Genomic DNA, 19,652 nt, shown 5'->3' on the forward strand with positions numbered 1-19,652 from the left:
ATGTTTGCGCTGCAACTCGCGCCCCGGTGAACCCATGTCAGATGCTCTCAAGACCTCCGGCATGACCCGGCTGAGGAACTATTTCCTCACAGGCTTCGTCGTCTGCGCGCCGCTGGCGATCACCGCCTATATCGCGTGGTCCTTCATCGGTTGGGTGGATTCCTGGGTCAAACCCTATATTCCGGCACGCTACAGTCCCGATACCTATCTGCCGTTCCCGGTTCCGGGGTTCGGGCTGATCGTGGCGCTCGTCCTCATCACGCTGATCGGGTTCATGACCGCCAATATCGTCGGCCGCGCCATCGTCAATTTCGGCGAGCGCCTGCTTGGCCGAATGCCGCTGGTGCGGGGCATCTATCGCTCGCTGAAGCAGATTTTCGAAACCGTGCTGTCGAACAAAGGTGACATGTTCCGCCAGGTCGGCTTGGTCGAATATCCGCGCAAGGGGGTGTGGTCGCTGGTGTTCGTGGCCAGCGAGAAGGAAACCGAGATCAACCAGAAGCTTGACCAGGAAGGCGATCCGCTGACCGCTGTCTTCATGCCTTGTACGCCCAATCCGACGACGGGCTTCCTGATGTATGTGCCGAAGTCGGACATCGTGCTGCTCGACATGACGATCGAGGATGGCGCCAAGCTGATCGTCTCGGCCGGGCTGGTGGCGCCGGAGGTGAAAACGAAGCTGGTGACACTGAATGGCGAGCCGATCACCGGCACCCTGGCCAATCCGCCGCTCGGGCCTTATCCCGCCCGCAGGAGCCGCACCGCCTCGTCGCGGCCGAACAAGTAGAGCAGCAGGCGCAGCGCTTCGCCGCGCTCGGTCTGCAGGTCCGGATCCTTTGACAGGATCAGCCTTGCGTCATCGCGGGCCGCTTCAAGCAGGTCCGCATGCGCCTCGATGCGCGCGACCTGGAAGCCCGGCGTGCCGGACTGACGGGTGCCAAGCAATTCGCCTTCGCCGCGCAGCTTCAGGTCCTCCTCGGCGATCACGAAACCATCCTCGGTCTCGCGCATCACCGACAGGCGCCGCTTGGCCGTTTCGCCTAGCGGATCCTTGTAGAGCAACACGCAGGACGAAGGCTTGTCGCCGCGCCCGACGCGGCCGCGCAACTGGTGCAGCTGGGCGAGGCCGAAACGTTCGGCGTGTTCGATGACCATGATGGTCGCGTCCGGCACGTCGACGCCGACCTCGATGACGGTTGTGGCAATCAGGATACGTGTCTCGCCCTGCTTGAAGGCGCGCATCGCTTCGTCCTTCTCGGCGCCCTTCATGCGGCCGTGGACGAGGCCGATCCGGTCGCCGAACAGCGGCTTCAGGGAAGCAAAGCGGTCCTCGGCCGACATCAGCTTTATCTCTTCGGATTCTTCCACAAGCGGGCATATCCAGTAGATTTTCTGGCCGCCGGCCACCGCTTCCACCATGCGATCGACGAGTTCGTCCAGCCGCTCAAGCGGCAGCGTAACGGTGCGGATCGGCTGCCGGCCGGCCGGCTTTTCCGTCAGCTTGGAGACGTCCATGTCGCCGAAGGCGGTCAGCACCAGCGTGCGCGGAATGGGGGTTGCCGTCATCACCAGCATGTCTGGCGCGTCGCCCTTGGCGGTGATGGCAAGCCGCTGGTGAACGCCGAAGCGATGCTGCTCGTCCACGACGGCAAGGACGAGGTCGTGGAACGCCACCGTTTCCTGGAACAGCGCGTGCGTGCCGATGACAATGTCGATCTCGCCGCCGGCCAGCCCCGCCAGCGTTTCGGCGCGTTCGCGGCCCTTTTCGCGACCGGTGAGGATGGCCGTGCGCATGCCTGCCCGTTCCGCCAAAGGGGCGATCGTCGCCAGGTGCTGGCGCGCCAGGATCTCTGTCGGCGCCATCAGGGCAGCCTGGCCGCCAGCCTCGACGGCACGCGCCATGGCCAGGAGCGCAACGACCGTCTTGCCGGAGCCGACGTCGCCTTGCAGGAGGCGCAGCATGCGCTCGGGGTCGGCGAGGTCGGCATTGATTTCGGCGAGCGCGAATTCCTGGGACGCGGTCAATGTGTAGGGCAGGGCCGCGCGCAGCTTCTCGACGACCTGGCCGTCGCCGGTGAGCGGCCGGCCGGACAGCCTGCGAACCCTCGACCGGACCAGGGCGAGCGACACCTGGCCCGCCAGGAACTCGTCATAGGCGAGGCGCCGCCATGCGGCGCCTTCGATGGCGACATCGATCGGGTCCGCGGGATGGTGGATGCGGGCCAGCGCGTCACCGAAAGACGGGAAACTCTGGCGGCGCATGAAAGCGCCACCCTGCCACTCGGGCAGCTCCGGCAAACGGCCGAGCGCCTGGCCGATGGCGCGGCGCAGCACCTTGCCGGACAGTCCTGCCGTGAGCGGATAGACCGGCTCGACCAGCGGCAGGTTTTCGGCGTCGCCGGCTAAGGCGATATGATCTGGATGGACCATGGTCGGGCGACCGTTGAACCATTCCATGCGGCCGGAGACCACGACATGCTCACCCACCGGCATCGATTTTTCCAGATAGGCAGCATGGGCGTGGAAGAAAGTCAGCGCCACTTCGCCGGTATCATCGTGGGCGTAGACCCGGTAAGGCACCGACCTGTTGCCGCGCGGCGGCGGCTGGTGGCGGTCGATGCGCAGGTCGAGCGTGACGATGGCGCCTTCGGCCGAGCCGGCAATGCCCGGCCGGTTGCGGCGGTCGATGACGGTATGCGGCAGCACGAACAGAAGATCGCCGGCGCGCGCCGCTCGGTCGCCGAGATCGGCCGCGACGACTTTTTCGATCAGCGCACCGACCTTCGGCCCGACACCGGCGAGCGACGTGATCGGGACGAAAAGCGGGTCAAGGATGGAAGGACGCATGATGTCAGCTTATGTCGCGGCGGCTGCAGCGCAAGGCTGACAGCCCCTTCTATCCACGCTATATGCGCCGCAGCAAGTGAGGATGCGGCACAATGACGGGAACGAAACGATCAAGCGAGGGGCTCGACGCCCGCCGCCGCAAGCTCTTGTTCCGCTCCTGGCACCGCGGCATGCGCGAGATGGACCTTATCCTCGGCACCTTCGCCGATGCCGAGATCGGCGCCTTGACCGGCGACGAAATCGACCAATATGAAAAACTCCTCGATATTCCCGACACCGAGTTCCTGCCCTTGATCACCGGCGAACGTCCTGTTCCCGCCGAAATTGATTGTGCGGTCCTGCAAAAAATCATGGCTTCACGCCGGACAATGACCTTTTGAAGAACGCTTCCATGAGCCTCATTCCCACCATCGGCTTGCCGAAAGGCCGTGCCGGCCAGTTCATCGTCGACGGCGTCGCCGACGGCTATGAAGCCTTCGCGCTGGTGCAGGCGGCGCGCGAGATCGCGCCCGACAAGCCGGTGCTGTTCGTGGCGCGCGACGGGCAGCGCCTGCCGGCAATCACAGAGGCGCTGGCCTTTGCCGCTCCCGGCCTGCCCGTGCTGGAACTGCCCGCCTGGGACTGCCTGCCCTATGACCGCGTCTCGCCCGGCTCGGATGCGGCCGCCCGGCGGCTCGACGCGCTCGCCGCCATGATCGCGCTGGCGAGGAAGCCGCATCGCGCCGTCATTCTCACCACCGCCAATGCGCTGCTCCAGCGCATTCCGCCCGCGGATCTCATCGAGGCGCAGACCTTCCACGCCAAACCTGGCAACCAGGTCGATATGAACGCGCTGGTGTCGCGGCTGGAGACATCGGGCTTCGACCGGGTGCCGACGGTGCGCGGCATCGGCGAGTTCGCCGTGCGCGGCGGCATCCTCGACCTTTTCGCACCCGGCTGGGCCGAGGCGCTGAGGCTGGATTTCTTCGGCGATACGCTGGAATCGATCCGCGTCTTCGACGTGGCCACGCAGCGCACCACCGGGCAGCGCAAGTCCATGGCGCTCCAGGCGATGAGCGAGGTGGCGCTGACGCCGGAGACGATCAGCCGCTTCCGCCGCGCCTATATCGAAGCGTTCGGCGCGCCGTCGCGGGACGATGGGCTTTACGCCGCGGTCAGCGAAGGCCGGCGCTTCGCGGGCATGGAACATTGGCTGCCGTTCTTCTACGAGCGGTTGGAGACCGTGTTCGACTATCTGCCGGACACGCCTGTCGTTTTCGACCATCTGGCGCATGAAGCGCTTGCCGAACGCCACACGCTGATCCTCGATCACTACGAGGCGCGCAAAAAGCAGGCCGAAGGTGCGCTGAAGGACGCGGTGCCCTACAAGCCGGTGGCGCCGGACCTGCTTTACCTCTCGCCGGAAAATCTCGTCGCTTCTCTCGGACCGCGCGAAGCGATCGACTTCACCGCCTTCGACGCACCGGATGCGGGAGCGAGAAAGGTCTTCCACGCCGGCTCGCGCCATGGCCGCAGCTTCGCGGAAGAGCGCGCCGACCCCAACGTCAATGTCTTCGACGTGGCGGTAAAGCACATCGCCGACGAACGCGCGGCACGCCGCCGCGTCATTGTCGCCGGCTGGACCGAGGGCTCGCTCGACCGGCTCGGCCAAATTCTCGCCGAACATCGTCTGGGCAATCTTGCGCCGGTGGCGACCTTGGCGGAGGCGGAGAAACTCGAGCCGGGGCAGGCGGCATTGGCCGTGCTGCCGCTGGAATCCGGTTTCGAGACCGAAAGACTGGTCGTCGTCGCCGAACAGGACATTTTGGGCGACCGGCTGATCCGGCGCTCCAAGCGCAAGAAGCGCGCGTCCGACTTCATTGCCGAAGCCTCGGCCCTGTCGGCTGGCGACATCGTCGTCCATGCCGACCACGGCATTGGCCGCTTCATCGGCCTGCGCACAATCGAAGCCGTCGGGGCGCCGCATGATTGCCTGGAAATCCACTATGCCGGCGACGACCGGCTGTTCCTGCCGGTGGAAAACATCGAGCTCCTGTCGCGCTACGGCTCCGATACAGCCGAGGCGACACTCGACAAACTCGGCGGCGGCGCCTGGCAATCGCGCAAGGCGCGGCTGAAGAAACGTCTGCTCGACATGGCCGGGCAGTTGATCCGCATCGCCGCCGAACGGCAGATGCGCGCTGCACCCCCGCTGGTGCCGGCGGAAGGCCTCTATGGCGAGTTCGCCGCGCGCTTCCCCTATGAGGAGACCGATGACCAGCAGACGGCGATCGATTCCGTCAGGGACGATCTGGCGGCCGGCAAGCCGATGGACCGGCTGATCTGCGGCGATGTCGGTTTCGGCAAGACCGAGGTGGCGCTGCGCGCCGCCTTCATTGCGGCGATGGAAGGCTTCCAGGTGGCGGTGGTGGTGCCGACAACCCTGTTGTCCCGCCAGCATTTCAAGACCTTCTCGCAGCGCTTTTCCGGCCTGCCGATCCGCGTCGCCCAGGCATCGCGGCTGGTCGGCGCAAAGGATCTGGCAGAGACCAAGAAGGGCATTGCCGAAGGGACGGTGGATATCGTGGTCGGCACCCACGCGCTGCTCGGCAGCGCGATCTCGTTCAAGAATCTCGGCCTACTGATTATCGATGAAGAGCAGCATTTTGGCGTCAAGCACAAGGAACGGCTGAAGGACCTGAAGACCGACGTCCACGTGCTGACGCTGTCGGCGACGCCTATCCCGCGCACGCTGCAACTGGCATTGACCGGCGTGCGCGAACTGTCGCTGATCGCCACGCCGCCGGTCGACCGCATGGCGGTGCGCACCTTCATCTCGCCCTTCGATCCGCTGGTCATTCGCGAGACGTTGTTGCGCGAGCGTTATCGCGGCGGCCATTCCTTCTATGTCGTGCCGCGCATCAGCGATCTGGCGGAAATCCATGATTTCCTGAACCAATCCGTGCCGGAACTGAAGGTGGCGGTGGCCCATGGCCAGATGCCGCCGGGCGAACTCGACGACATCATGAACGCCTTCTACGACGGCCAGTACGACGTTCTCTTGTCGACCACCATCGTCGAATCCGGCCTCGACATCCCGACCGCCAACACGCTGATCGTCCATCGCGCCGACATGTTCGGCCTGTCGCAGCTCTATCAGTTGCGCGGCCGTGTCGGGCGCTCGAAGGTGCGCGCCTACGCACTGTTCACACTGCCGGCCAACCGCAAGCTGACCGACACCGCCGAACGTCGGCTGAAAGTGCTGCAGTCGCTCGACACGCTGGGCGCCGGCTTCCAGCTCGCCAGCCACGACCTCGACATCAGAGGCGCAGGCAATCTGCTCGGCGAAGAGCAGTCCGGCCACATCAAGGAAGTCGGCTTCGAGCTCTACCAGCAGATGCTGGAGGAGGCGGTCGCGGAGGTGAAGGATTCCGGCGAGGTGCTGGATGGCGGCTGGTCGCCGCAGATCGCCGTCGGCACGGCGGTGATGATCCCGGAGAGCTATGTGCCGGACCTGCAGCTCAGGCTGGCGCTCTATCGGCGCCTCGGCGACCTCGAGAGCACCGAGGAAATCGATGCTTTCGGCGCCGAGCTGATCGACCGTTTCGGCCCGCTGCCGGAGGAGGTGAAGCATCTGCTCAAGATCGTCTTCATCAAAGCCCTCTGCCGCAAGGCCAATGTCGAGAAGCTCGATGCCGGGCCGAAGGGCGTGGTCATCCATTTCCGCAAGCGCGAGTTTTCCAACCCGGTCGGACTGGTCAAATTTATCGGCGAGCAAGGCTCGTTGGCAAAGATCCGGCCGGACCAAAGCGTCGTCTTCACCCGCGACTGGCCAACGGCGGAAAAGCGTTTGGCGGGCTCGGCTGTCGTCATGACGCAACTGGCGCGGCTGGTAGAGAAGGCGGCGTAGCCAGCCCGGCCCATTCGCCAGCGCTGAAATTCCGGTCTAGAATAGGAAATCGGCTTCGTGTATGGAGCCGCCACCCCACATGGGGGCTGGAAATGGCGGGCGAGGGTGCTTGCCGGAAAGAGCGTTGGGTGCAGCGATGACGAAATGGTCGCCGAATTCGTGGAGGGCAAAGCCGATCAAGCAGGTCCCTGCTTATCCGGACCTTGCCGCGCTGAAGAACACGGAGGCCCAGCTCGCCACCTTTCCGCCGCTGGTTTTTGCCGGCGAGGCGCGCAAGCTGAAGAAGCAACTGGCCAGCGTTGCCGCCGGCGAGGCGTTCCTGCTCCAGGGCGGCGACTGCGCCGAGAGCTTTGCCGAACATGGCGCGGACAACATCCGCGACTTCTTCCGCGTCTTCCTGCAAATGTCGGTGGTGCTGACCTTCGCCGGTGCGCAGCCGGTGGTGAAGATCGGCCGCGTTGCGGGCCAGTTCGCCAAGCCACGCTCGTCCGACAACGAGACCAAGGGCGAGGTGACGCTGCCGAGCTATCGCGGCGACATCATCAATGGCATCGAATTCGACCTCAAGTCGCGCATTCCCGATCCTGCCCGCCAGGAAATGGCGTACCGTCAGTCGGCGGCAACGCTCAATCTTTTGCGCGCCTTCGCGCAGGGCGGCTACGCCAGCCTGGAGAATGTGCATCGCTGGATGCTCGGCTTCGTCTCCGACAGCCCGCAGGCCGAAAAATACGAGTCGCTTGCCAACCGCATCACCGAGACGATGGATTTCATGCGCGCGGTCGGCATCACCTCCGAAACCAATTTCGCGCTGCGCGAGACTGATTTCTATACCAGCCACGAGGCGCTGCTGCTCGGCTATGAGGAAGCGCTGACGCGTGTCGATTCGACCTCCGGCGACTGGTACGCGACGTCTGGCCACATGATCTGGATCGGTGACCGCACCCGCCAGCCCGACCATGCGCATGTCGAATATTGCCGCGGCATCAAGAACCCGCTCGGCCTGAAATGCGGCCCGTCGCTGACGCCGGACGGCTTGCTGGAACTGATCGACCTGCTCAACCCCGAGAACGAGCCAGGCAGGCTGACGCTGATCGCGCGCTTCGGTTCCGACAAGGTCGCCGAGCATCTGCCGAAGCTGGTGCGGGCGGTGCAGAAGGAAGGCCGTAGCGTCGTCTGGTCGTCAGACCCGATGCATGGCAACACGATCGAGGCGGCCGGCTACAAGACGCGGCCGTTCGACCGCATCCTGAAGGAGGTGCAGACGTTCTTCGAGGTGCACCGCGCCGAAGGCACGCATCCGGGCGGCATCCATGTCGAGATGACCGGCAAGAACGTGACTGAATGCACTGGCGGTGCCCGCGCCATCACCGCCGAGGAATTGCAGGACCGCTATCACACCCATTGCGACCCGCGCCTCAATGCCGACCAGGCCATCGAACTGGCGTTCCTGGTGTCGGACCTGCTCAAGAAAAGCCACCCGGTGCAACACAAGCAGGTCGCCAACGGCTGACCCCCGTCCAAAGCAGTTCACAGGAAAAGCGCTTCCTGCCGAAAAATCAGTCTTGCTTGTAGAGCAGCCAGCTCTTGCCGGCGCGGCCCGCCATCGTCGAATGCCTGGTCACGCGGTTACGTCCGCTGACCTTTGAGCGGTAAAGCGCCCGGTCTGCCTTGCTGTAGAGGTCTTCAGGGCCCTCGGCTTCGGATGCCATGCAGATGCCCATCGAGACGGTGACGGTGCCGTAATTCATGCCGGTCTGGCTGCTGGTGAAAGGCGACTGCTCGATCAGCGCGCGAATGCGTTCGGCGATTTCGTAGGTGGCGTCCTCGCTTGCGCCCTCGACGATCAGCGCGAATTCCTCGCCGCCGGTGCGGGCGACGAACATGTCGGCGCGAATGCTGGTCTGGAATATATCGGCGATGATCTGGAGGATCTTGTCGCCGACGGGATGGCCGTACCTGTCGTTGATGTCCTTGAACCGATCGATGTCGGCGAGGATCAATGCATTGAACAGGATGCCTTTGTTGCTGTTGTAGATCCTGGTGATTTCCTTGTCGAAGGCGCGACGGTTCCAGATTTGCGTCAGGGGGTCGGTGTCGGCCAGGCGCTTGTATTCCTCGAGCTTCGACTTGACGCTTTCCAGTTCCTCGGTCTTGTCGCTGAGCGTCGAGGCAACTTGCCGGCCATGATCGATCGTCGAATTGGTGGCGACCGCCATGGCGTTGACGATCTTCTGCAGAACATCCGGCGACAGCAGGCTGTTTCTGCCGAGTCCGCTCGACGTTTCGTTGAGGATCCTGCCGTATTTCTCGATGTGGCTGCGCTCGCTCCTCAGCAGCGAAGCGATGTCCTCAAGTTCATTGGCGATGACTTCCCTGGCGTGCTCGACGATGCCGGAGCCATGGTTCTGGGCAAAGAAGGCGCGTCCGATCTGGTCGATGTCGTCCTGTGTCGGTCGGCCGCTCAGCGACACGACGGCAAGGCTGAGCTCGCGATTGGATCCGCTCAAGGCCTCGTAGAAGATCTCGTAGTTGCGTGGCAGGCCGAGCACGCCGAGCTGGCGCATTGTGGCGAGGACAGTGCTCGCAATATCGGTGCTTCGTTCGCTCTGGGCGGCTGCCGGCTGCATGTTCTGTTCACTCTTCCCCGGGAACACGCTGCGACATTCGCAGGCATCCAATGTCGCCGACCTGGGGAACGCTGGCCATTCCAGTCCATCTTGCGAAGAAGGCGCGTCCCCACTCACGACTTTCGCTTGCGAGGATCATAGATGCAGCAGCGCTAAAGTTTCCTTAATCCGCTGAATCCGGCCTGTTTTTCGCTGATTCCGGCTGGACAGGCCTTTCATCTGTGAACAAACAATTCCCGAGCGTGCCAAATGCATGTCGCATTTTCTTGCGCGCAGCCATCGAAAAGCTGGGATCCTCTCAGCAGCGATTTCTTTTGGGATGGTGCGATGAGTGAAAATCATACGGGATCGTGTCTATGCGGAGCGGTTCGCTTCAGGACACGAGGGCCGTTGCGCGGCGTCATCTATTGCCATTGCTCGCAATGTCGCAAGCAGAGTGGACATTTCTACGCCGCAACCAATGTCCCGGACGCCAATATCGATATCGACGGCGCCGACAACATCACCTGGTATGAGGCGTCCGCCTTCGCCGGGCGCGGTTTTTGCAAGACATGCGGATCGCTGCTTTTCTGGAAACCGCGGGACAACGCCTATGTTTCGGTTCTGGCGGGATCGTTCGATGAACCGACAGGCCTCGAGGGCCAATGCCACATTTTCGTGGGTGACAAGGGCGATTATTATTCGATCGACGACGCGCTGCCTCAATTCGAGAAGTCGACCCCATCGGTGAAGGTCGCCGACGAATGAATTTTGGGCGAGCCAGCTTATTCCATTGATCGGGCCATTGCTTTATCCCGTGCCGGTGATTCGCAAAGGGGTTTGGCATGCAGCGGCTGATCGACGCTTATTTCAACTCGCTGCGGGCGTTCCGCAAGCTGGCCGTAACTGAAAAAGCTTTCCAGCAGGAGCTGGCGCTGCTCGCCCTTGCCCTTCCGATCGGCTGGTTCGTTTCGGTGTCGTGGCGCGGCTACGCGCTGCTGATCGGCGCGGTGCTGCTCCTGATCATGGTCGAGGTGCTGAACACGGGCATCGAAGCGGCCTGCGATGCCTTTAGCCGCGAATTCAATGTCGACATCCAGCTGGCCAAAGACTGCGGTTCGCTGGCGGTACTGATCTCCGTGGCGCTCGTTGCCGGCGTCTGGGGCATCGCGATCATCGAGCGTATCGTCGGGCTGCCGATCTGAGCTTTCGACCGCCGGCCGACCATCAGTTTTCCCTGGCGCGTTCCTTTCGGGCGAAATGGCGGGCGATGAGCCAGGCGAGTACGGCCACGGCCAAGCCGATAGCCAGGCCCACCAATATCCGCTCATGGCGAAGCAGCGCCTGGCCGATGAAATGCTCGGCGCCCAACCCGAAGACATAGCCGATGGTGCTGAACAGCACCGCCCAGACTGCCGAGGAAATGGCGTTCAAGACGATGAAGCGGGGTGCGGCGATGTTCGACAGGCCGGCCGCGATGCCACCGACCAGGCGCATGCCATAGACGTAGCGGTTCGACAGCACGAAGATGTTGGGATGGGTGTTGAGCAGACGATAGGCGCGGCGGAAGCCGGGCCGCTTGCGCAACCCGACGACATAGCGATGGTCCGCGAAACTTCTCCCCAGGATGAAGAAGCAGGTGTCGCCGGCGAAGGCCCCAAGCGCTGCCACGACGACAGTCTGCCAGAGGACGAAGATATGCTGGTGGGCGAAGAAGCCGCCGAGTATGGCGGCACTCTCGCCCTCGGCGACACAGCCCAGAAAAACGGCGATCAGCCCGTATTGTTCGATGAAATGATGGATCGCGTCGCTCATGACGTCGATTGCTGCGACAGCCTGTCGTCGATCCGCTTGACCAGTGCGGCCAACCGCATGATCTCGTCGCGCATGCCGATGATCTGGCCGTGGCGCATTTCGTCCAGCTTTTCATGCAGCGCCATGATCTCGATCTCGGCCTTCAGATTGACCTCGTAGTCGTGGGCGGCATCGATGCGGTCGCGCTCGGTCTGGCGGTTCTGCGCCATCATGATCACCGGCGCCTGCAGCGCCGCGACCATGGACAGGACGAGATTGAGGAAGATGAACGGGTAGGGGTCGAAGGCGTCGCGCGCCAGAAGCCAGGCATTGGCTGATGTCCAGACGATCAGGAAGGCAATGAAGCCAAGGATGAACGACCAGGAACCGCCGATGCGGGCGATGCTATCGGCAAGGCGGTCGCCAAAGGTCTGGTGGAAGGCGACGGCCTTGTTGGTGTCCCTGGAGATCGTTGTGCGCTCGAGCGTCGACTGCAGCACCCGGTTCTCCAGGGCACTGAGACCGTCCGGCTTTCGTCTCAGCCAGCGGTTCGCCAGATCGTCGATTGTCTTGTTCATGGCCGTCTCCAAGGGCTTGGCTGGCGATAGAGGTAGAGGCTGCCGGGCCGCGCGGGAAGTGCTAGATTTGATGGGAACCGGAGGGACTTATGGTCGACTTCAAGAAAATTCGCGCTCGCGCCGCAAAGCGCAAGGGCGGCGAGGAGGAACTGGTCTCGCTGCTCGGGCCGATTCCCGACAACGCCGCCGTGGCCGACATCGGCGATGACCGTATCCTGTCGACGATGGCCGAGCGCGTCTTCGCCGCTGGTTTCGTCTGGCGCGTCATCGAGCAGAAATGGCCCGGATTCGAAGAGGCGTTCCTGCGCTTCGAGCCGAAGCGGTTGCTGTTCCAGCCTGACGATTTCTGGCATGAACTGGCATCCGACCAGCGCATCGTGCGCAATCCGCAGAAGATCAAATCCGTTCGCGACAACGCTGCCTTCGTCGAGCGCGTGTCAAAAGAGCATGGCGGCTTCGGCACATTCCTCGCCGAGTGGCCCGCCGACGACCAGGTCGGGCTGATGGCCTATCTCGGCAAGCATGGCAGCCGGCTCGGCGGCAATACCGGCCAGTATTTCCTGCGCTGGCTGGGTTGGGACGCCTTCGTCATTTCGGCCGACATGGCGGCCGCCCTTCGCGATGCCGGGCTCGATATCGCCGAAAGCCCGACGTCGAAGAAGGATCTCGACAAGATCCAGGCCCAGGTCAACCGTTGGGTTGCGGATACCGGCCTGCCGCGCCGGCACATTTCGCGCATCCTGGCGATGTCGATCGGGGAGAACCATTCGCCGCAGGCGCTGCGCGACTATATGGGCAACGACTGATGTCGAAATTGGCCCAAGCAAACGCCATTGCGGGGCGAATTTTGCCGCGCTAAGTCAGCAGCATGACCAAGAAGCCCGACATACTGCGCATCGCCGTTGCCCAGCTCAATCCGACAGTCGGCGACGTTGCCGGCAATCTCGCCAAGGCCCGCGAGGCGAGGGCGGATGCCGCGCGTCAAGGCGCCGATCTCGTGCTCTACACCGAGCTTTTCCTCGCCGGCTATCCGCCTGAGGATCTGGTGCTGAAGCCGGCCTTCCTGAAGGCCTGCGAGCGGGCCGCGCAGGAGATTGCCGCCGACACCGCCGATGGCGGTCCCGGCGTCATCATCGGCACGCCGCTGAAGCGCAAGACCGGCACCCACAACTCGATCGTCTTCGCCGATGGCGGCAAGATCATCACCGAGCGCTATAAGGTCGATCTGCCGAATTATGGCGAGTTCGACGAGAAGCGCGTCTTCCAGGCCGGACCGGAGATCCAGGGGCCCGTCAATTTCCGCGGCGTGCGTCTGGGAATCCCGATCTGCGAGGACATCTGGGGCGACATCGGCGTCTGCGAGACGCTGGCCGAGAGCGGCGCGGAAATCCTGCTGGTGCCGAACGGCTCGCCCTATTACCGCGCCAAGATCGATGTGCGCCACCAGGTCGTCATCCGCCAGGTTATCGAATGCGGGCTGCCGATGATCTATGCAAACCAGCTCGGCGGCCAGGACGAGCTGATCTTCGACGGCGCGTCGTTTGCCATAGGTGCCGACAAGCGGCTTGCTTTCCAGATGAGCCAGTTCGAGGAGGCGGTCGACATCACCACCTGGAGGAGACAAGGCGAAAACTGGGTCTGTTCGGAAGGACCGATGTCGAAGATCCCCGAACGGGAGGAGGCCGACTACCGCGCCTGCATGCTGGGCTTGCGCGACTACGTCAACAAGAACGGTTTCAAGAACGTCGTGCTCGGCCTGTCGGGCGGCATCGATTCGGCCATCTGCGCGGCCCTTGCCGTCGATGCGCTGGGCGAGGAGCGGCTGCGCGCGGTGATGATGCCTTACCGCTATACGTCGAAGGATTCGCTTAAGGATGCTGAAGACTGTGCCCGCGCACTCGGCTGCCGCTATGACATCGTGCCGATCTTCGAGCCGGTCGAAGGTTTCCTTCATGCGCTGACGCAGCTTTTCGAAGGCACCAAGGAAGGCATCACCGAGGAGAACTTGCAGAGCCGCGCGCGCGGCACCATCCTGATGGCGATTTCCAACAAATTCGGCTCGATGGTGGTTACGACAGGCAATAAGAGCGAGATGTCGGTCGGCTATGCCACGCTCTATGGCGACATGAATGGGGGCTTCAATCCGATCAAGGACCTGTACAAGATGCAGGTCTATGCACTGTCGCGCTGGCGCAACAGCCACGTGCCGCCGGGCGCGCTCGGACCGTCGGGCGAGGTGATCCCGAAGAACATCATCGACAAGGCGCCGTCGGCGGAACTGCGCGAGAACCAGACCGATCAGGATTCGCTGCCGCCCTATCCGGTGCTGGACGACATCCTCGAATGCCTGGTCGAGAACGAGATGGGCGTCGACGACATCGTCGCGCGCGGCCATGACCGGGCGACGGTGACGCGCATCGAGCACCTGCTCTACGTCGCCGAATACAAGCGCCGGCAGGCGGCGCCCGGGGTGAAGATCACCAGGAAGAATTTCGGCCGCGACCGTCGCTATCCCATCACCAACCGGTTCAGGGATCGCGGCTAGACACCGTACCGACCGAAAATTCGCGTCATGCCGCAGGCGAGGGGTAGCGATGCCCGAGTGTGAAATCAGCTTCGACCTGTCACGGATCGACTTCAGGGCGACATCCGACCTGTTGATGGCAAGCTATTGGGGCGGCGGGCGCAGTGACGAGACCCACCGCCGCGCCTTCGCGAATTCGCTCTGCGTCGGCGCTTATGTCGAAGGCAAACAGGTCGGCTTCGGCCGGGCGATCACCGACCGCACGGTGTTCGCCTATCTGGCCGATATCATCGTCTGGCCGCAGCATCGCGGGCAGGGCATCGGCTCGCGGCTGGTGCAGGCACTGATCGATCACCCCGAGCTCCGCACCGTTTCGCACTGGAGCCTATCGACCAGCGACGCGCATGGGGTTTATGAAAGACTGGGATTCAAGGCATCGACCGATGGCCGGTACATGCGCCTCGATCGTAAGCCGATCCGCTGACCAAGCGCCTTTGCCGTTGTTGCAAATTTATCCCAGTGCTTGGACCAGATGCCGTTTTTGGTGACCGCCAGCCTTGGCGATGCGATGAGGCATCTCTATAAGGGCCTCTCCGCGATTCCCTTTAGGGAGGACCGAATGCCAGGATTTGACATCGTTATGCGAGGCCGCGAAGCCTAGGTCCCGACCGGCGCGCCGCAGGGTTTTCACCCTCGGAACGGAGCCGGATCGAGAACAGGCCTTTGCCGATGCCGGTCGCCGCCTTCGGGCAAGTGGCCATTCATAACCGAACCTCCGCATTCCCGGGCATTGAGCCCCTTGCGCGGTTTTTTCAATTTTCGACCTTACCGGGATCGGGCTTTTTGCGCCCGAATGACATCATGGCTCGTTTTCGAATCGATTTGCGCGCAAGCGCCTTTCGCAGCGTTCTTGGCTTTACTTTCACCCACTGGCGGCGCCAGCCCTGGCGGCTTTCGCTGATCATGGCTGGTTTCCTGCTGTCGACGCTGGCCGATGTGCTGACGCCGCTCTATTCCGGCCGGCTGGTCGATGCCGTCGCCAGCAGCGCCGGCGCCGACGAGATCGCCTGGAATGCCGCGATGACCGCGTTTTCCATGCTGATGGCGTTGGCGCTGGCGGGTGTCGTCCTGCGCAATTTGGCCTTCATGGGGATCGTCGAACTGACGCTGAAGATGATGGCCGACATCGCCGCCGCCGCCTTCCACCGTGTCCAGCGCTTTTCCACCGACTGGCACGCCAACAGCTTCGCCGGATCGACCGTGCGCAAGGTGACGCGCGGCATGTGGGCGTTGGACCTGCTCAACGACACGATCCTGATCGCGCTGCTGCCGTCGATCGTCATGCTCGTCGGCTCGACGCTGCTGCTGGGCTGGTTCTGGCCGCTGATGGGAGCGGTTGTCGCCGCCGGCTCGGTGCTGTTCATCGCTGTCACGGCGATGCTGTCGCTTGGTTATGTCGCGCCGGCGGCCAGGCTCGCCAACACCTGGGACACGCGCCTTGGCGGCTCGCTGGCCGACGCGGTGAGCTGCAACGCCGTGGTCAAGGGGTTTGGCGCCGAGGAGCGCGAGGAGAACCGGCTTGCGAAGGTCGTCGCCAAATGGCGTGCCCGCACGCGGCGCACCTGGGTGCGCGGCACCATCAACGGTACCACGCAAGGGGTGCTGCTGCTGGTGATGAGAGCGGCGGTCATCGGCCTGGCGCTGATGCTGTGGTCGTGGGGGCAGGCAACGGCCGGCGACGTCGCCTTCGTGCTGACTTCTTTCTTCGTCCTGCAAGGCTATCTCAGGGATATCGGAACGCATATCCGCAACCTGCAGCGCTCGATCAACGACATGGAGGAACTGGTCGATTTCCAGTCCGAACCGCTCGGCATCGAGGATCGGCCCGGCGCCGGACCGATCCGCATCACGCAAGGGGGCATCGCCTTCGACGACGTCACCTTCCATTATGGCAGTCACCGTTCGCCGCTCTATCGCGATTTCTCGGTCGATATCGCGCCGGGCGAGCGGGTCGGGCTGGTCGGCCATTCCGGGTCGGGCAAGACGACTTTCGTCAAGCTGATCCAGAGGCTCTATGACGTGAACGCCGGCCGGATCCTGATCGACGGCCAGGACATTTCGGAGGTGACGCAGGCGTCGCTGCGCGCGCAGATCGCCATCGTGCAGCAGGAGCCGATCCTGTTCCACCGCTCGCTGGCCGAAAACATCGCCTATGCCCGGCCTGGCGCCACGCAGGCCGAGATCGAGCACGCCGCGAAGCTGGCGAGCGCGCACGACTTCATCGCCAACCTGCCGAAGGGCTACGGCACGCTCGTCGGCGAGCGCGGCGTGAAGCTGTCGGGCGGCGAGCGCCAGCGCGTGGCGATCGCGCGCGCGTTCCTCGCCGATGCGCGCATCCTGATCCTGGACGAGGCGACGTCGAGCCTCGATTCAGAATCGGAGGTGCTGATCCAGCAGGCGATGGAGCGGCTGATGGTCGGCCGCACCACGCTGGTCATCGCGCACCGGCTTTCGACGGTGCGGGCGCTCGACAGGCTGTTGGTCTTCGATCGCGGCAAGATCGCCGAGGAAGGCTCGCATGACGCGCTGATCCGGCTGCCGGGCGGCATCTACCGCCGCCTGTTCGAGCGCCAGGCGCTCGAATTGACCAAGGGACTTGTCACCTGATCGGGGATGGCCTCCGGCTCTGGCCCGGAGGCCATCCCATCAGGCGCCGGCGGCTTGACGGGCGGGCGGCGCGGGACATGTGATCGCGGGCGGAGCCGCGTCCGCCAAGTCTTTTCATTGCTTGCGCCATGTTCTATGTCTGCGGCACGGCACGGGGGCGCGTCTTGTCAATCACAAAAGCATCCGGTACGCCCCGCTCATGACAGTTACCGTTCGTTTCGCCCCTTCACCGACAGGCCGCATCCATATCGGCAATGCGCGCACCGCCCTGTTCAACTGGCTGTTCGCCATGAACCATAAGGGGCGCTTCATCCAGCGCTTCGACGACACCGATGTCGCGCGCTCGAAGCAGGAATTTTCCGACGCCATCCTTTACGACCTGCATTGGCTTGGCATCTTTCCCGACACCACCGAATACCAGTCGCGTCGCTTCGAGATCTATGACGCGGCGGTCGAGCGGCTGAAGGCGGCGGGCGTTCTCTATGCCTGCTATGAAACACCGGAGGAGCTCGACCTCAGGCGCAAGGTGCGCCGTACGCGCGGCCTGCCGCCGGTCTATGGCCGCGAAGCGCTGACGCTGACGTCGGAACAGATCGCCGAATATCAGGCCGATGGCCGCCGGCCGCACTGGCGCTTCCTGCTGCCCAATTTCACCGGCGATCCGCAGCAGCCGGAGCGCACCGAAATCCATTGGAACGACCTGGTGCGCGGGCAGGAAACCGTCGATCTCGCCTCGCTGTCGGACCCGGTGCTGGTGCGCGAGGACGGCACCTATCTCTATACGCTGCCATCCGTCGTCGACGATATCGAGATGGGCGTCAGCCATGTCATCCGCGGCGACGACCACGTCACCAACACCGGCGTGCAGATCGCGCTGTTCCGGGCGCTGGGTGCCGAGCCGCCGGAATTCGGCCACCACAATCTGCTGACCACCGTTTCGGGCGAGGGGCTGTCGAAGCGCACCGGCGCACTCTCCATCGAAAGCCTGCGCGAGGACGGCATCGAGCCGATGGCGGTCGCATCGCTGGCCGTGCTCGTCGGCACGTCGGAGAATGTCGCCGCCGCGCACGACCTGGCCGAACTCGCCAGCCGTTTCGACCCGGCTGCGACTTCGAAGTCGGCGGCAAAGTTCGACCCGGACGAGCTTTTCGTGCTCAACCGGACGCTGCTGCACCAAATGCCGTTCTCCGAAGCGCAGAATCGGCTGGTGGTGCTCGGCATATCGGGCGAGCAGGCGGAACCGTTCTGGCTGGCTGTGCGCGGTAATCTCGACAGGCTGGCCGATGCTGTCGGCTGGTGGCGCATCCTGCGCGAAGGGCCGCAGGAGAAGCCGGAATTTTCCGACGCCGATCGAGATTTTCTTCACCAGGCCATCGATCTGCTGCCCGAGGAGCCTTGGAACGGGACCGTCTGGAAGGACTGGACGGCCAAGATCAGGGAAGCGACCGGCCGCAAGGGCAAGGCGCTGTTCATGCCGCTGAGGCTCGCCCTTACCGGACTGACTTCGGGACCGGAGCTTGCAGATCTATTGCCGCTGATGGGTCGGGAAGGAACGTTGGCCCGACGACCCTGACCTTCCGCTGTTCCGGCGGCAGCGTCGAGACCGGCGATGCGACCGGTTTGACCGCAAGCCGCTTGATGGCGTCGCGGTCCAGCCCGCCTGCGGCGTTTGCCAGCGTCTCGGGATCGGCACCTGGATCGGGTTTGGAGGCAGGCACCGGAATGAACGGGGCGCCCTCCGTTTGCGGCCGCGACTGTTGCTGGCTTGGCGGATTGCCGCCGATGATCTGGAAGTTCTGCGCGGCGTTGCAGCCGCAGGCCGGCGGCCGCGACAGGTTGGGCTGCTTGTAAAGATAGGCCGTCGGCAGTTCGCTGTAGGGTCGGCCGGTGACCGACGATGTCATGTCGGCTGAATCGTCGCCCATGCCGCGCGAATAGAAGACCTGGATCTCGGTGCCGGGACAGCTCGATTCGCAGTTCTTCTGGTCGCGCTCGAAATCGCCGACCGAGGCGGCATTCGACATCGGAAAGAAGTAGCCGTCGCAGGTGCGCACGCAGGTGGTACGGAACTCGCCGCCGACGCCCGGAAAATCCGGTATGCCGGACCGGCCCGGCACGCGGCGGATATTGCGCTCCTCGTCGGGATCGTCAGACTGGTCGAGCGTATCGAGCCGGCGTGTGTCGCCGCCGAACAGCTGGTCGAACAGATTGCCGTTGCCTTGTTCCCGTTTCGCTTCGCGCAAGAGTTCGCGGCGGGGCGCCACCGCGTCCTCGCGGCAGCCATTGGTGTCGAGCGCGGCCAGGATGCGTGCGCGATCGCGCCGCGAACCGCCGCCGGCGAGGCGGGCGCGCTTGGCCTGCAAGCTATCGAGATTGGCGTTCATGCGCTCGATGGTGGCGTTGAACCCAGCGCATTGGCTGACATTGCGGCTGAATAGAGAGAAGCCGCAGCCGGCGCTGCTGGACTGGCCGCGCGCCTTTGAAATCTGCTCGCGTTGCCGGTCGATCGCGGCGTCATATTTCCGGATCAGGGCCGGACCGCCACTGCCGCGCGAGGTCGCGGCAAGATCGGTCTCGAGCTGGCGGCAGACACGCGAGGCGGCCTGCGGCTCGGAGACGGCGGCGCCCGAAAGCAGCAGGCCAAGCAGCACGGCGAGATGCGCCTGCTTCCACCCTTTGCCCATCATCCGCCGAAACCCTGCTTGGTTGTTCGCCGCACGCTACGTGCTCGTGGTTAAACCGCAGTT

General features: G+C 63.9%; 17 protein-coding genes. 11 read left to right on the plus strand and 6 right to left on the minus strand.

The window, feature by feature from the left end; translation table 11 throughout:
- Nucleotides 1–34 precede the first annotated feature (34 nt).
- The gene (locus FJ972_RS16920; RefSeq protein WP_140525397.1) at nt 35–787 is read left to right on the plus strand and encodes a DUF502 domain-containing protein; all 753 of its coding nucleotides are present in this window, start codon (nt 35–37) and stop codon (nt 785–787) included.
- Here the strand turns inward: FJ972_RS16920 and recG are convergent.
- Nucleotides 739–2,847 carry an ATP-dependent DNA helicase RecG gene (recG, locus tag FJ972_RS16925; protein WP_140525396.1) on the minus strand — a complete coding sequence of 703 codons (2,109 nt, stop codon included), beginning with the start codon at nt 2,845–2,847 and terminating at the stop codon, nt 739–741. The two genes, FJ972_RS16920 and recG, sit on opposite strands and share 49 nt — an antisense overlap.
- 92 nt (nt 2,848–2,939) lie before the next feature.
- Between recG and FJ972_RS16930 the strand changes: the two genes are divergently transcribed.
- The 3 genes from FJ972_RS16930 (at nt 2,940) to FJ972_RS16940 (ending at nt 8,246) form a co-directional block, all read left to right on the plus strand.
- Nucleotides 2,940–3,227: a succinate dehydrogenase assembly factor 2 gene (locus FJ972_RS16930; protein WP_140498959.1), complete on the plus strand. Its 288-nt coding sequence runs from the start codon at nt 2,940–2,942 to the stop codon at nt 3,225–3,227.
- A gap of 11 nt (nt 3,228–3,238) precedes the next feature.
- Nucleotides 3,239–6,736 (plus strand): transcription-repair coupling factor, encoded by a 3,498-nt coding sequence (gene mfd, locus FJ972_RS16935; protein WP_140525395.1) that lies wholly within the window; start codon nt 3,239–3,241, stop codon nt 6,734–6,736.
- A 136-nt stretch (nt 6,737–6,872) separates the two neighbouring features.
- On the plus strand, nt 6,873–8,246 hold the full coding sequence (locus FJ972_RS16940; RefSeq protein ID WP_140515265.1) for a class II 3-deoxy-7-phosphoheptulonate synthase: 1,374 nt from the start codon (nt 6,873–6,875) through the stop codon (nt 8,244–8,246).
- 46 nt (nt 8,247–8,292) lie between these two features.
- Here the strand turns inward: FJ972_RS16940 and FJ972_RS16945 are convergent, their stop codons facing one another.
- Nucleotides 8,293–9,363 carry a GGDEF domain-containing protein gene (locus FJ972_RS16945; RefSeq protein WP_140525394.1) on the minus strand — a complete coding sequence of 357 codons (1,071 nt, stop codon included), beginning with the start codon at nt 9,361–9,363 and terminating at the stop codon, nt 8,293–8,295.
- 327 nt (nt 9,364–9,690) lie between these two features.
- Between FJ972_RS16945 and FJ972_RS16950 the strand changes: the two genes are divergently transcribed.
- Entirely contained in the window at nt 9,691–10,110 is a 420-nt protein-coding gene (locus FJ972_RS16950; protein ID WP_140515267.1) for a GFA family protein, read from the plus strand.
- A gap of 77 nt (nt 10,111–10,187) precedes the next feature.
- Entirely contained in the window at nt 10,188–10,547 is a 360-nt protein-coding gene (locus FJ972_RS16955) for a diacylglycerol kinase (RefSeq protein WP_140525393.1), read from the plus strand.
- A 22-nt stretch (nt 10,548–10,569) separates the two neighbouring features.
- Here the strand turns inward: FJ972_RS16955 and FJ972_RS16960 are convergent, their stop codons facing one another.
- Nucleotides 10,570–11,157 (minus strand): DedA family protein, encoded by a 588-nt coding sequence (locus tag FJ972_RS16960; protein ID WP_140498949.1) that lies wholly within the window; start codon nt 11,155–11,157, stop codon nt 10,570–10,572.
- Entirely contained in the window at nt 11,154–11,714 is a 561-nt protein-coding gene (locus FJ972_RS16965; protein ID WP_140525392.1) for a DUF1003 domain-containing protein, read from the minus strand. The genes FJ972_RS16960 and FJ972_RS16965 overlap by 4 nt, the downstream gene beginning before the upstream one ends.
- A gap of 89 nt (nt 11,715–11,803) precedes the next feature.
- Here FJ972_RS16965 and FJ972_RS16970 point away from each other — a divergent pair, with 89 nt between their 5' ends.
- The 3 genes from FJ972_RS16970 to FJ972_RS16980 all read left to right on the plus strand — a co-directional run bounded on the left by FJ972_RS16970 (nt 11,804) and on the right by FJ972_RS16980 (nt 14,722).
- The gene (locus tag FJ972_RS16970) at nt 11,804–12,520 is read left to right on the plus strand and encodes a DNA-3-methyladenine glycosylase I (protein ID WP_140525391.1); all 717 of its coding nucleotides are present in this window, start codon (nt 11,804–11,806) and stop codon (nt 12,518–12,520) included.
- 62 nt (nt 12,521–12,582) lie between these two features.
- Complete coding sequence (locus tag FJ972_RS16975) at nt 12,583–14,259, plus strand: NAD+ synthase (RefSeq protein ID WP_140525390.1); 1,677 nt, start codon at nt 12,583–12,585, stop codon at nt 14,257–14,259.
- Nucleotides 14,260–14,308: 49 nt separating this feature from the next.
- Entirely contained in the window at nt 14,309–14,722 is a 414-nt protein-coding gene (locus FJ972_RS16980; RefSeq protein WP_140525389.1) for a GNAT family N-acetyltransferase, read from the plus strand.
- A gap of 328 nt (nt 14,723–15,050) precedes the next feature.
- Here the strand turns inward: FJ972_RS16980 and FJ972_RS16985 are convergent, their stop codons facing one another.
- Nucleotides 15,051–15,203 carry a hypothetical protein gene (locus tag FJ972_RS16985; RefSeq protein ID WP_224518946.1) on the minus strand — a complete coding sequence of 51 codons (153 nt, stop codon included), beginning with the start codon at nt 15,201–15,203 and terminating at the stop codon, nt 15,051–15,053.
- On the opposite strand from FJ972_RS16985, the gene FJ972_RS16990 reads away from it, so the two are divergent.
- Together FJ972_RS16990 and gltX are read left to right on the plus strand one after the other, a co-directional pair.
- The gene (locus tag FJ972_RS16990; protein WP_224518947.1) at nt 15,202–16,905 is read left to right on the plus strand and encodes an ABC transporter ATP-binding protein; all 1,704 of its coding nucleotides are present in this window, start codon (nt 15,202–15,204) and stop codon (nt 16,903–16,905) included. The genes FJ972_RS16985 and FJ972_RS16990 overlap by 2 nt on opposite strands.
- A 199-nt stretch (nt 16,906–17,104) precedes the next feature.
- Nucleotides 17,105–18,478, plus strand: coding sequence for a glutamate--tRNA ligase (gene gltX / locus FJ972_RS16995; RefSeq protein WP_140525387.1), 1,374 nt, complete (start codon nt 17,105–17,107; stop codon nt 18,476–18,478).
- On the opposite strand, the gene FJ972_RS17000 is transcribed toward gltX, so the two are convergent.
- Complete coding sequence (locus FJ972_RS17000) at nt 18,396–19,592, minus strand: DUF2865 domain-containing protein (RefSeq protein WP_140525386.1); 1,197 nt, start codon at nt 19,590–19,592, stop codon at nt 18,396–18,398. The two genes, gltX and FJ972_RS17000, sit on opposite strands and share 83 nt — an antisense overlap.
- Between the last annotated feature and the right edge of the window lie 60 nt (nt 19,593–19,652).

It is taken from the genome of Mesorhizobium sp. B2-1-1 (assembly GCF_006442975.2).
Lineage (GTDB): Bacteria > Pseudomonadota > Alphaproteobacteria > Rhizobiales > Rhizobiaceae > Mesorhizobium.